Below are 13,945 nucleotides of genomic sequence, written 5' to 3' on the forward strand. Positions count from 1 at the left end.
AAATGAAATTTAAATATAGTTGGCTGCCAGTTCTTTTTTTAGGATTAACAGCATGTGATATAAATAATGATTTAGACCCAATTCCTGAAGACCCAGCTACTGCAGTAGTTGAATTAAATGGAAATGGTATCGATTTTTCTACCTACGTATCTATAGGAGCTTCTTTTACGGCTGGTTTTACTGACAATGCTTTGTTTATAGCCGGACAAGAAAACTCTTTTCCAAATATCTTAGCTGAGAAATTTGCTATGGTTGGTGGTGGAGCATTTACACAACCTTTAATGAGTGATAACTTTGGTGGTTTAATTTTAGGTGGACAACCTGTGATTAATCCTGCAACTCAAGAGAGATTATTTACTGAAAGATTAATTTTCAATGGTGAAGGACCAGCACCTTTAGCAAGTGTTAACCCTGCTGCAATGTCAACAACAGATTTTGCACTGAACAATCCTACAGGCCCTTTCAATAATTTAGGAGTACCGGGAGCAAAGAGTTTTCATCTAATAGCTCCAGGGTATGGAAATTTAGCTAATTTTCCTACAGCAGCTAATCCTTATGCCATTAGAGTTTCAGGAAACACAGATACTTCTATTATAGGGTTAGCGGTTAGTCAAAATCCTACATTTTTTACCTTATCAGAATTTGGTGGAAACGATGTCTTAGGATATGCAATATCTGGTGGTGATGGTAGTGACCTAATTACACCGACTGCAACATTTGATTTTGCTTTAGAGAATGTAACAGCAGCTTTAGTAACTACTGGTGCAAAAGGAGTAATAGCAAATTTACCATACATCACAAATTTACCTCATTTTACAACAGTGCCATACAATCCTGTTCCTTTGGATTTAGAAACAGCAACAGCTTTGAATCAAGGCTATGCAACTTATAATGGAGGTATTCAAGCAGCTCTTGCCGCATTAACTGGTACTGGGCTATTTACTGAAGAAGAAGCAACAAAAAGAATGATTAATTTTGAAGCAGGCGAAGGAAATGCAATGGTAATTATAGATGAAAATTTAACAGATTTAGGGGCTATTAATCCTGCATTTGCTGCTTTACCTAAATATAGGCAAGCTACAAAGGATGATTTATTTGTATTGCCTCTTTCTTCTTTTATACCACAAGGCTATGGTACTCAAATAGCATTAGAAGATAAGTGGGTCTTAACCCCACAAGAACAAATAGAAATTAAAACAGCAACAGATGCATATAACCTAAGTTTAAAAACTACAGCAGAAGCAAATGGGTATGCTTTTGTAGATTTAAATTCATTATTACAACAAGCATCTACTAGTGGTATCGCATTCGATAGCTATGTTTTAAGTGCTAATTTAGTTACTGGTGGATTAGTTGGTTTAGATGGTGTGCATTTAACCGCTCGTGGTTATGCATTAATGGCAAACAAAATGTTAGAAGCAATTGACTCTACTTATGGCTCTAACTTTGGTAAAGCTACAAACGGTTTAGCAAAAGCGAATGATTTTCCAACAAATTATTCTCCTGCTTTACAATAAAAATTGTTTTAATCATAAAATAAAAAAGGTTGAGAAATTTCTCAACCTTTTTTATTTTCTCCACTCTTCTATTTTCTTATCATCTAAAACATATTTTTTATACTTTCCGTCTTTATAGCGATAATAAATAAAAACAGGCATTAATATGAATGCCATAAAAAACACTCCTAACCCCATAATAACTTGCGCTTTTTCATGATCAACAGCTAATAAATAAGCCCCTGCAAGCATCCAAAGTAAAAAGATAATAAAAAGAGTTGTAACTACTTTTTTCATTGATTAAAATTTAGGCTGTAAATCTACAAAATAAAAAATCCCAAGTATATAAACTTGGGATACTTATTTTTATACTTTAAGAAGCTATGCTTCCATTTTCATTAACCAAGAACGAACATCTACTTCTTGCTTAATAATGTCTCTTAATTCATCTATTTTAACACGTTTTTGTTCCATTGTATCTCTATGACGAATGGTTACCGTATTGTCTTCCAATGTATCATGATCAACAGTAATACAAAATGGTGTTCCGTTAGCATCTTGACGACGGTAACGACGACCTACAGCATCTTTTTCATCATATGCTACATTGAAATCCCATTTTAAATCTTCAACAATTTTACGAGCAACTTCTGGTAAACCATCTTTTTTAACCAATGGTAAAACAGCTGCTTTAAAAGGCGCTAATACTGCCGGTAATTTTAAAACAGTTCTTGTAGTATTGTTTTCTAGCTCCTCTTCTACTAATGCATTAGAAAATACAGCCAAGAACATACGATCTAAACCTATAGAAGTTTCTAAAACGTAAGGTGTATAACTTGCATTCTCCTCATGATCAAAATATTGTAATTTTTTTCCTGAAAATTCTTCGTGTTGTTTTAAATCAAAATTTGTACGAGAATGTATTCCTTCTAGCTCTTTAAATCCGAAAGGAAATTTAAATTCTATATCTGTCGCAGCATCGGCATAATGCGCTAATTTTTCATGATCGTGAAAGCGGTAATTATCTTCACCCATTCCTAAAGATAAATGCCATTTTAATCTTGTCTCTTTCCAATATTTAAACCATTCTTTTTGTGTTCCTGGTTTAATAAAAAATTGCATTTCCATTTGCTCAAACTCACGCATTCTAAAAATAAACTGACGTGCAACAATTTCATTACGAAAAGCTTTACCTGTTTGTGCAATTCCGAAAGGAATTTTCATACGTCCGGTTTTTTGAACATTTAAGAAATTTACAAAAATTCCTTGTGCTGTTTCTGGACGTAAATATAAATCCATCGCATTTTCAGCAGATGCACCTAGTTTTGTACCAAACATTAAATTGAATTGTTTAACATCTGTCCAGTTTTTACTTCCTGTTAACGGGTCCGCAATTTCTAGCTCTTCTATCAAAGCTTTGACATCAGCTAAATCTTCATTTTCTAAAGATTTTCCTAAACGGGATAAAATAGTGTTAATCTTTTCTTGATACCCTAAAACTCTACCGTTAGTTGCTAAAAATTCTTCTTTATTAAACGCATCACCAAAACGCTTTTCTGCTTTAGCTACTTCTTTATCAATCTTTCCTTCAATTTTAGCACAATAATCTTCTACTAAAACATCGGCACGATATCTTTTTTTACTGTCTTTATTATCAATTAACGGATCGTTAAAAGCATCTACGTGACCTGAAGCTTTCCAAGTAGTTGGATGCATTAAAATTGCGGCATCAATCCCTACAATATTTTCATGCATTTGCACCATTGCTTTCCACCAATAGTCACGAATATTTTTCTTTAATTCAACCCCGTTTTGCGCGTAATCATACACAGCACTTAAACCGTCATATATTTCTGAAGATTGAAAAATATAACCGTATTCTTTAGCGTGTGATATTACTTTTTTAAATTGATCTTCTTGTTTTGCCATAATGCAAAAATATAATAAGGTTTTAATATGTCGTATATGAAAACAAAAAAAGTGAAGAAATATAATTCTTCACTTTTAAATTTCTACAAATAATTTAATTTATCTCAATTTTACCACAGAACTTGTTGTATAGATTCCATCTACAAAAACATTTACTTTATATTCTCCTTCATTAATATCATCTCTATTAACAAGAATTAATGATAAAATACCTAGTTCTTCATTGTCATAATTAGCAATTATTTCATCGCTATATTCAATTTTAGCATCGTTTTTTAACGTAACGACGCCTTTAGGGGTAATAACATTATTTTTAATGTCTTGTACTTGAACATAGATCTTTTTATTTCCTGGGGCTGTTATTTCATTTTTAAGAAGTTTAAAATTAATTCTAAAAGCATCCGTTCTACTAGATCTTGAAGTGCTTGTTAATTTACCACTACTTCTTTCTTTCATCGCTTCGAAATTAATGGGTGTTGTTTTAATTTGGGCTGCTGTTGAAATTTGGGCTGAGAGTTTTTTATTTGTCTGTTCTAAATCATCATTTCTTTTAGTTAAACTACTCGCTAATGAATCCTTTTGATTTAAAATTTCCGTAGCAACAATGTTATCTTGCTTTAAATTGTCATTAATAGTACTTAATGAATCTACCTTTGAAAATAATATTTTGTTTTGTCTTTCTAATGCCGCTATTTTTCTTCTATATTTTCTAATTAAACTAAAATTAAAAGCTTCTAATTTTCCTACAGAATCTCTTAATGCTATAATTTTATTAACTTCTCCTATTAATCTTTTAGATAAATCTTTCTTTTTTACAGATAAATCTTTATAATCATCAATAATCTCATCTAATTCACGTTGAAGTTCAGTTTTTTCTTCTGCAAATATTTTCTTTAAATCATTATAATCATTATTCTTCTTGTAAGCAAAAATAAGGAGAAAAAGAACTAAGGCGAATAATAGGTAGGTTAGCACCTTTTTTTTAGAGGATTTTTGGTTCATATGTATTTATTTATAGTTATTTAATAGGGTATAACGCTTATAAGCAAGTAAAATTATTTTATTTTAGAAATATGGAGTTAACGAAGTTCTAGCACCCTGTCTCCAACTAGAGTTCCTTCTAGGTAAACACTAACAAGATAATTTCCTTTTTTAATGTGTTCTCTATTTACTTTAACAAGTGAAACAAGAGAGATTTCAGAATTTCGATAGTCTATATTAAACGTGTCACTATAAACTAATCGACTTCCGTCTTTAAGTATTATATGACCATCTGCAGAGATTACATTTTTATCCATATCAACTACACTAACATACACCTTTCGCTTACCTGGTTTTGCTACCTCGTTTCTCAATAAATTTAAAGTCAATCTAAATGCGTCCGTTCTTTTAGACCTTGATGTAGTTGTATAGTCCCCATTACTTTTCAATTTCATAGGGGTAATTTCTATACCGTCAACTTCTATTTCAGCAGCTTTAAGTACTTTATCTTCTAAACTTTCCTTATATTTTTTTAAGTTTGAATATTTTGCGGCTAATTTCTTGGTGATTTTTCCTTGTTTATCAAGTTCTTCTTTAACCGTTACATTTTCTACTTTTAAAACGTTATTAGCTTGGTTTAATGAATCAATTCTAGCAAATAATTCTCTGTTTTCTTTCTCTAAATTTGCTACTTCTTTTCTAAACCTTCTAATTAAACTATAATTTTTTTCTTGTAAGTTTTTGATCGTATCTCTTAGCTGAATAACTTTTGATCGTTTACCCCTTAAATTTGTGGATAATTTTATCTTTTTATCAATAACATTATCATAATCGGTAATTATCTTGTCTAATTCAATTTCTAACTGATTTTTTTCTGCTTGAAATGCAGTTTGTAACTCTTGGTAATCTTTAGCGTTTTGATATGATAAAAAACCAATAATTAATATAAGTAGTAGTAAAAAGACAATAATGCCTCTGTTTTTTTTTTCAGAACTCATTTTATTGGGGATAACTTATGATAAACATATATTCGCTAAAATACTATTTTTTAGCACATTTATATATAAATGCAGGAGGAAAGTTTAGTGGTTCGAAACTTAATGAAATACTATTTCCAAATACATTTTTTAGTTTTTTGTAGTAAGACAAACTATATTGAAACTGCATATACAAGCCATCTTTCTTTAAAACCTTAAACGATTCTTTTAATATCTTTTTAGATAATTTTTGTGGTAATATCGCTAATGGAAGGCTAGAAATAATATAATCCGCTTTTAAAAAACCTAATTTTTGAAGTTCTTCATTAAGATGTTCTGCAGATGCTTTAACTATTTTTAACTGTGGATGTTTAATTTTTAACAACTCTCTGTAAAAAGCATCATTAATTTCAAAGCATACAAGTGTAGTTTGTGGTTTGATTTTTTTTAGGATGTACTTTGTAACTGCTCCGTTACCTGGGCCAAGTTCTACAATTACATTTGCATCTGAAAAATCAATAAACTTAAGTAATTTATCAGCTAAAAAACGAGAACTTGGTACAATTGTGCCTGATGTTTTATAATTTTTGACTGCTTCTTTAAAAAAATTAAATTTCTTATTCAAAAGTATTGAAGGTATTTTTGTATATTACTGTTAAAATTGCCACGCAAATATGCAACTTTTAAAAGATATATCCCGGTTGTTTTACCCAGATTTATGTTTAAATTGTGATAAAAATCTTCTATATAAAGAGTCTATTTTATGCTCTTTTTGTAGACATGATCTTCCGCAAATTAATTTAAAAAATTATCAAAACAACGAAATAACTGATATTTTTTATGGGCGTACAGCAATAAAAAAAGGAGCCTCTTTTTTATATTTTAGAAAAAAAGGAATCACTAAACAATTAATTCATCATTTAAAATATAAAAACAGGCAAGATGTTGGAACTTTTATAGGAAATTGGTTTGGCTATGAGCTAGATAAAAGCAATGAATTTAAAAATATCGATTATATAGTACCTGTTCCATTACACTCTTCAAAATTAAAAAAACGCGGATACAACCAACTCACAACTTTTGGTAATAGTTTGAGTACTACTCTTAAAACTCCCTATCTTCCAGATGTTTTACTCAGAATTTCATCTACTAAAACTCAAACTTTTAAAAAACGGTTTGAGCGTTTTTCTAGTACAACAACAAAATTTAATTTAACCAACACTTCTGTTTTTGAAAATAAGCATGTTTTGCTAATTGATGATGTGATTACTACAGGCGCTACATTAGAAGCTTGCTGTAATGAATTATTAAAATCAAAAAATATCACAATTAGTATTATAACCATGGCCTTTACAGAAAAAACATAGTAGTTTTTTAGTACTTTTGATATTCAATTTAAAATAGATTTCGTGAAGTTTTTTTATAAATTTTTAGCTTTAATAATAGTTTCAATTTTAGCTCTTGCTTGTGCACGAAAAGGACGTCCTGATGGTGGCCCAAAAGATGAGGCTGCACCTATTATGGTTACCGCAAAACCACCTTATAAAACAATTAATTTCAAGGAAAAAGATATTAAGATTTATTTTGACGAATACATTGTTTTAAAAGATTTAACAAAACAATTAGTTGTGTCTCCTCCTTTAAAAAATCCTCCAATAATTACACCACAAGGTACACCCAGCAAGTATATTAATATAAAAATTTTAGACACACTACAACCCAATACTACTTACACATTTAACTTTGGTAATGCTGTACAAGATAATAATGAAAACAATAAATTAGAAAATTTTAAATATATCTTTTCTACAGGAAGTTACATTGATTCCTTAGAAATAAAAGGATCTGTAACCGATGCTTTAATAGGCAAACCAAATAAAAACATAAGTGTTTTGTTATATAAATTGGATTCTACTTATAAGGATTCTGCTTTCTTTAAACAAAAACCGAACTATGTTACAAATACTACAGACTCTGTAAATTTCCATTTTACAAACATTCAAAAAGGAAAGTATGTGATGATGGCTCTAGATGAAGAGGTGAGTAATTATATGTTTAACCCAAAAACAGACAAAACTGGCTTTTTAATAGATACTATTTTACTTCCCAAAGACAGTATAATTTCAACTCCTCTATCCATTTTTAAAGAAGTACAACCTTATGTTTTTAAAAGAGGGAAGGAAGCTACAAAAGGAAAAATTCAATTCGGTTTTGAAGGAAAATCAACTGATATGAAAGTAAATTTACTTTCCAATACCCCTGAAAATTTTAAATCTTTTTCTCAATTTGAAAAAAACAAAGACACTTTAAATTTTTGGTTTACTCCTATTGAAGCAGATTCACTTAATTTTACCATTACAAACAAAGAGTTTATAGATAGTATTACCGTTCGTCTACGTAAAAATAAAGTTGATTCTCTTTCCGTTTCATCCACAGTTAGTGGAACTTTGCACTTAACAGATACTTTATTTCTAACAACCAATAACCCTATTACAACTATTGATGAAACAAAGTTTTCTCTAATTAATAATGATACCGTTGATGTTGCCTATAAGTTAAAAAAACAAGAAATAAATAAGCTTGCCATTTTGTTTGAAAAAATACCGAAAACGAGTTATAATTTAACCGTTCTCCCCAAAGCAATTACCGATGTTTATGAAACAACTAACGACTCCTTAAACTATAAATTTAACACCAAAGATTCTGAAGATTATGGAAGTATTTCGTTAAACATACAAAAAGAAACTGAAAGCCCTGTAATTATTGAATTATTGGTAAAAGATAAAGTTGTTAAAACTCTCTACTTAGAAAGTTCTAAAAAGATTGAATTCTCTTTATTAGAACCTAAAGAATATACGATAAGAGCAATTGTTGATGATAATAAAAACCGTATTTGGGATACGGGTAATTTCTTACAAAAAATTCAACCTGAAAGAATTATATATTTCCCAGAAAAAATACCATTAAGAGCTAATTGGTCTTTTGATAAAATTACTTTTACAATTAAATAAAAAAATACGCTGTTAGCTCTAACAGCGTATTTTTTTATTTAAGATGGTTGTTTATAACGAAAAATTAAGCTTAAACTCGTATTCTACTGGAGTTGATTTACCATTTTTTTCTGCTGGTATAAACCTAGGAAGTTTGGTTATTAACCTCATTACCTCCTTCTTTAAAATTCTATCATCTCTTGTCCCGGAAATTTGAATATTATCTGCTTTTCCTTTTTTATCAATTATAAATTTTGCTGAAATCTTACCAGTAATTCCTTTGTTAATAGCATCATCTGGATAATTAATATTTTTGTTAATAAACCCCATCATTTCAACATTAAAACATTTTAATTGTTCTTTTTTTATTGTTTCCTTACAAGATTTAAAAAGAGGAATTTTATCAACAGTACTAAATTTATCAATAGTGTTTTCTTCTTCTTTTTCTATTGCTTTAATAATATTTATAGCAGAGGGTTTAAAGGGTTTAGATGCATTGGAAATATCATAACTATTAATGTCATTAACAGTAGATATTAATTTTGCTTTTCTTTTTTTTAAAAATCTTCTTTTCGAAGCAGTAACCTTTACTGTTATTTGACGAGTTTCTCGGAAGTTTTTTTTAACTGAAGCTTTAGCAGCACATTTTTCAATGCTGTTAAGATCTAACAAATCCTTAGAAGATTCACAGTTATTTTGACCATATGACGTTACAAATTTTCCTATAAATAGGAAAAAGAGAAACCAATGTACTTTTTTCATAATTTGGGGATTACTAACTACATTCGTATTATTGGGACGACCAATTTATATAAATTTATCATCTTTATGTTAAAATTTTACACTTTTTATTACAAAATGGTCTTTTTTTGATCCATTTTTCTAAAAAATACTAATAATCAATAAATTATGATTAAACCGTTATATCAATAAACTATTTATGATTGACAAAAAATCCGCTGTTAGTGCTAACAGCGGGTTTTTGTGTTTATTGAATTTTATAATGAAAAGTTAAGTTTAAAGTCGTACTCAACAGGAATTACTTTCCCTTTTTTTTCTGCAGGTATAAATTTAGGAAGTTTAGTTATTAACTTCATTACCTCTTTTTTTAAACTTCTGCTTCCTCTAGGTCCCGAAATTTGGATATTATTTACCTTACCTCGTTCATCAATTATGAATTTTATTGAAATTTTTCCGTTAATTTTATTGTGAATAGCATCTTTGGGATAATTTATATTTTTATTTATAAACTCTTTCATTTCATGATTAAAACATGCCTGTTGATTTTCTTTATTAATTCTCTTACATTCTTTAAAAAGTGGGATTTTATCTACTGTATTAAATTTTTCTATGGTGAACTCCTCTTCAATATTCTTAGAAAGCGTTTTGCTTATATTAACTGTTTTATGAGGATTTTCAGTTTTAGAAATTTTATGGTTATTAACTGTAGAAATTCGTTTTATTTTCCTTTTTTTTAAAAACCTTCTTTGAGATTGAGAAGCTCTTAAAGTAATTAAACGTGTTTTTTCTGCTTCTTCCTCTTCATTTAAATATTCAGCAACACTATTTATAGAGTCTTCTGACTCATTAGATGTCGCCTTTTTATTTTGTGCTGTTAAAATACTTCCAAAAAACAGACAACCGATTAACCAATATGCTTTTTTCATAGCTTGGGTATATTTATAATTATAAAAACGTAATATTGAGGGATATCCAAATTAGTAAAATTATTTTATATTTTGTTAACTTTTTGTCAATAATTTATTTTTGATGTTAAAAAATGTAGATATTTCAACCTTAACTTAACAAAAAAACCTCGTACAAATTATTGTACAAGGTTTTTATAAAATTTTAAAAATAACTACTTATTTATTGCCTTTCGTCCAGCTGTCTCGCAATCCTACTGTTTTATTAAACACTAATTTATTTGATGATGAATCATCATCAACATTAAAGTATCCTATACGTTGAAATTGAAAACAATCTCCAACTTTAGCTAATTGCAAGCTTGGTTCAACAAATGCATTAATTACCTCTAAAGAATTTGGATTTAAAAACTCCATAAAGTCTTTGTCTTTGTCAGCATCTGGTGCTTCATCTAAAAACAAGCGGTCATATACTCGAACCTCGGCAGGAATTGCATGCTTCTTAGAAACCCAGTGTAATGTTCCTTTTACCTTACGCTTACTTTCTTCTGTTCCGCTTCCTGATCTACTTAACGGATCATAAGTACAATGAATTTCCGTAATATTCCCATCTTTATCTTTTATACAACTCTCTCCTTTAATAATATAAGCATTCTTTAAACGAACTTCTTTACCTAAAGTTAAACGGAAGAATTTCTTGTTTGCTTCTTCTTTAAAATCTTCTCTTTCTATATATAATTCTCTTGAAAATGGTACATCTCTCGTTCCTGAATCTTCATCCTCAGGATTATTTTCAGCAGTTAAAATTTCTTCTTTTTCTTCAGGGTAATTTGTGATAATCAATTTTACTGGATCTAAAACGGCCATAACACGATCTGCTTTTTTGTTTAAATCTTCACGAATTTTAAACTCTAATAAAGCAACATCTATTACATTTTCACGCTTAGAAACCCCAACCGTCTCTATAAAATTACGAATAGATGCCGGTGTATAACCTCTACGGCGCAAACCAGAAATAGTTGGCATACGTGGGTCATCCCACCCAGATACAATTCCTTCTTCCACTAATTTGAGTAACTTACGTTTACTCATAATTGTGTAACTTAAATTCAACCGAGAAAATTCTCTTTGTTTTGGGGTTGATGAATATTCTGACTTACTATATTCATACACATTATCTCGAAACCAATCATATAAATCACGATGTGGTTTAAATTCTAACGAACATAACGAGTGTGAAATTTGTTCTATATAATCACTCTCTCCATGTGTCCAATCATACATTGGGTAAATACACCAATCATCTCCCGTTCTATGGTGAGATTTGTATAAAATTCTATACATAATTGGATCACGCAATAACATGTTTGGTGACTTCATATCAATTTTAGCACGCAAAATATGTTCTCCTTCAGCAAACTCACCTTTTTTCATTCTTTCAAATAAATCTAAGTTTTCTTCAACGGAACGATTTCTAAACGGACTGTTAGTTCCTGGTTGTGTTGGGGTTCCTTTTTGTTCTGCCATTGCTTCAGACGTTTGGCTATCCACATACGCTTTACCGTCTTTAATCATTTGAACAGCCCAATCGTATAACTGCTGAAAATAATCAGAAGAATAACATTCATTTGCCCACTGGTAACCTAACCATGTAATATCTCGCTTAATTGCATCTACATATTCCTGTTCTTCTTTTATAGGATTAGTATCATCGAAACGCAAGTTTACAGGTGCATTGTATTTTTCACCCAAGCCAAAACTAATGCCGATAGCTTTAGTGTGCCCAATGTGTAAATACCCGTTTGGTTCTGGAGGAAAACGAAATCGCAAATTTTCTTTTGGCATTCCGTTAGCCAAATCTTCTTCAATAATTTGTTCTATAAAATTAAGGGACTTTTTTTCTTCTGACATATTACACGTTTAATCTTAGACAAAAGTAATTATTTCAAAAGAAAAAAAGCAGTGAAAACTTATGTGTTTTTACTGCTTCTTAGTTGTTTATTTATAAATTTTTATTTCTCTGAATACGAATTGTTATTCAAATCAATATCTGCCATTAAACCGCTTTTATCAATTTGAACAGATTGTACTGCTTTTGAAGTCGTAAAAGTATAGGTTGGATATGCCCATCCCCAATCTTTTAATATTCTTGCTTTTGTTGGTTTATTTCCACGCATAATTTCTAACGGAATGTTAAATGCTTCTGTTGTTCCGTCTTTATAGGTAACCTCAACATCAATAGGCATCGGCATTTTACCAATTCTTTCTAAGGTTATTTGGTTATTATTTACTTCTTTTACTCCATAATCGATTGTATGAGTCGTTTGCGCCCACTCATTTAAATACCAATCTAAATGAATGCCAGAAACTTTTTCAGCAGTTCTTTTTATATCATTTGGTGTTGGATGTTTAAAGGCAAAATCATTAAAATATTTTTTTAACGTTTTAGCTACATTTTCTTCACCAATTACATATTCTAACTGACTTAAAAAGATATTTCCTTTTGAGTAACTCGCAATACCATAAGCGGTATTAATATCATAACGATCTGCATGTGTAGTAAGAGGTTCTTCAATTCCTTTTTTTACCACATATTCATATCCTTTGTAAGAACCTACATGCGGATTCACCTTATTCTCTCCTAAAATTTCATTCTCTGCTTTGTTAGAAATATACGTCGTAAAACCTTCGTCCATCCACGGGTGTTTACTCTCATTTGTTGCTAATAAAAACTGAAACCATGTGTGTGCCATTTCATGTGCTGTTACACCAAATAAGCTACCCCAAGATCTTTGTCCTGTAATTAAAGTACATTGTGCATACTCCATTCCACCATCTCCTCCTTGAATAACTGAATATTGCTTGTATGGATATTGACCAACATGCTCATTATAATAATTCATTAAATCAGCTGTTTTAGGTTGTAATTTTTTCCAACCTTCTAAAAACTCTGACTTCATGTTTTTCTTATATAAAAAATGTAAATCAATACCATTATCCATTTTATAAACATCATGATTATACTCAGGGTCAGCTGCCCATGTAAAGTCATGAATATTTTCTTCTTTAAATTTCCATGTTATTTTATCTCCTGAAGGAAGTTTTAAATCTTTATTTTTATCTTCATAACCATATCCTACTTCTTGTGGGTTTTGTAATTTTCCTGTTCCACCAACTACATATTTTTTATCAATATGAAGTGTTACATCATAATTACCCCAAACTCCGTGAAACTCACGAGCAATATAAGGTGGTGTATGCCAACCTTCAAAATCGTATTCTGCCATTTTAGGATACCACTGCGTCATAGATAAAGCTACTCCTTCACTATTATTTCTACCTGTTCTACGGATTTGAACGGGAACTTGTGCATCGTAATCCATTTCAAACGTTACACTTTCTCCTGATTGAATAGGTTTGTTTAAGGTAACCTCTAGAATGGTTCCAACCGTTTCATGTTTAACCTCAGTTCCGTTTTGTTTTAAAGAGTTTACTTTGATATATCCTATTTCCGACGGACTTAATTTTTCTATTCTACTCTTAAACTTAGGCGCTTCCCTTGTTCCTATATTTTTCACCATTCTTCCATCTGGATCTTGAATAGTATGTAACCGTGCATCCATCTGAGAATTTGGTTGAAACGCATTAAAATAAAGATGATAAAAAACCTTGTCTAATACATCTGGTGAGTTATTGGTATAAACTAAAGTTTGTTTTCCTTTATACTGATAGTCGTTCACGTTCATATCAATATCCATCGTATAATCCACGTGTTGTTGCCAATAATTATCTTTTTTTACTGATGTAGTTTTTTGAGCTGTTGTTGCGCAAGAAACCATCAATAGTAAAGAAATTGAATAAATAAGTTTTTTCATTTTTAATTGATTTTCAATTGTAATTAATCAAAAAAGAGCATCAGTAAATAA

The 13,945-nt window shown here is 30.1% G+C and carries 12 protein-coding genes; 3 read left to right on the plus strand and 9 right to left on the minus strand.

What is annotated here, in order from left to right; translation table 11 throughout:
- Nucleotides 1-2 precede the first annotated feature (2 nt).
- Nucleotides 3-1,517, plus strand: coding sequence for an SGNH/GDSL hydrolase family protein (locus C7447_RS01805; protein ID WP_148868470.1), 1,515 nt, complete (start codon nt 3-5; stop codon nt 1,515-1,517).
- Nucleotides 1,518-1,568: 51 nt separating this feature from the next.
- Here C7447_RS01805 and C7447_RS01810 read toward each other — a convergent pair whose 3' ends face one another.
- From C7447_RS01810 to C7447_RS01830, 5 genes are all read right to left on the minus strand, one after another.
- Nucleotides 1,569-1,793 carry a hypothetical protein gene (locus tag C7447_RS01810; RefSeq protein ID WP_148868471.1) on the minus strand — a complete coding sequence of 75 codons (225 nt, stop codon included), beginning with the start codon at nt 1,791-1,793 and terminating at the stop codon, nt 1,569-1,571.
- An 84-nt stretch (nt 1,794-1,877) separates the two neighbouring features.
- A complete protein-coding gene (locus tag C7447_RS01815) occupies nt 1,878-3,425 on the minus strand; it encodes a glycine--tRNA ligase (protein ID WP_148868472.1) in 1,548 nt (515 codons plus the stop codon).
- Nucleotides 3,426-3,524: 99 nt separating this feature from the next.
- Nucleotides 3,525-4,427: a kinetochore Spc7 family protein gene (locus C7447_RS01820; RefSeq protein ID WP_148868473.1), complete on the minus strand. Its 903-nt coding sequence runs from the start codon at nt 4,425-4,427 to the stop codon at nt 3,525-3,527.
- A 77-nt stretch (nt 4,428-4,504) separates the two neighbouring features.
- Complete coding sequence (locus C7447_RS01825; RefSeq protein ID WP_148868474.1) at nt 4,505-5,404, minus strand: hypothetical protein; 900 nt, start codon at nt 5,402-5,404, stop codon at nt 4,505-4,507.
- A 43-nt stretch (nt 5,405-5,447) separates the two neighbouring features.
- Complete coding sequence (locus C7447_RS01830) at nt 5,448-6,008, minus strand: class I SAM-dependent methyltransferase (protein ID WP_148868475.1); 561 nt, start codon at nt 6,006-6,008, stop codon at nt 5,448-5,450.
- Between the two features lie 49 nt (nt 6,009-6,057).
- On the opposite strand from C7447_RS01830, the gene C7447_RS01835 reads away from it, so the two are divergent.
- Both C7447_RS01835 and C7447_RS01840 read left to right on the plus strand, forming a co-directional pair.
- A complete protein-coding gene (locus tag C7447_RS01835; protein WP_148868476.1) occupies nt 6,058-6,750 on the plus strand; it encodes a ComF family protein in 693 nt (230 codons plus the stop codon).
- A 42-nt stretch (nt 6,751-6,792) separates the two neighbouring features.
- Complete coding sequence (locus C7447_RS01840) at nt 6,793-8,394, plus strand: Ig-like domain-containing protein (RefSeq protein WP_148868477.1); 1,602 nt, start codon at nt 6,793-6,795, stop codon at nt 8,392-8,394.
- Nucleotides 8,395-8,445: 51 nt separating this feature from the next.
- Here the strand turns inward: C7447_RS01840 and C7447_RS01845 are convergent, their stop codons facing one another.
- From C7447_RS01845 to C7447_RS01860, 4 genes are all read right to left on the minus strand, one after another.
- Nucleotides 8,446-9,135 (minus strand): energy transducer TonB, encoded by a 690-nt coding sequence (locus C7447_RS01845; protein ID WP_148868478.1) that lies wholly within the window; start codon nt 9,133-9,135, stop codon nt 8,446-8,448.
- A gap of 236 nt (nt 9,136-9,371) precedes the next feature.
- On the minus strand, nt 9,372-10,040 hold the full coding sequence (locus C7447_RS01850; RefSeq protein WP_148868479.1) for an energy transducer TonB: 669 nt from the start codon (nt 10,038-10,040) through the stop codon (nt 9,372-9,374).
- A gap of 198 nt (nt 10,041-10,238) precedes the next feature.
- Nucleotides 10,239-11,930 (minus strand): glutamine--tRNA ligase/YqeY domain fusion protein, encoded by a 1,692-nt coding sequence (locus tag C7447_RS01855; RefSeq protein WP_148868480.1) that lies wholly within the window; start codon nt 11,928-11,930, stop codon nt 10,239-10,241.
- A 101-nt stretch (nt 11,931-12,031) separates the two neighbouring features.
- Nucleotides 12,032-13,894, minus strand: coding sequence for a M1 family metallopeptidase (locus C7447_RS01860; protein ID WP_148868481.1), 1,863 nt, complete (start codon nt 13,892-13,894; stop codon nt 12,032-12,034).
- Nucleotides 13,895-13,945: the final 51 nt, after the last annotated feature.

Origin of the sequence: Tenacibaculum adriaticum (genome assembly GCF_008124875.1) — a bacterium.
In the GTDB taxonomy this organism is placed as follows: Bacteria; Bacteroidota; Bacteroidia; order Flavobacteriales; family Flavobacteriaceae; genus Polaribacter; species Polaribacter adriaticus.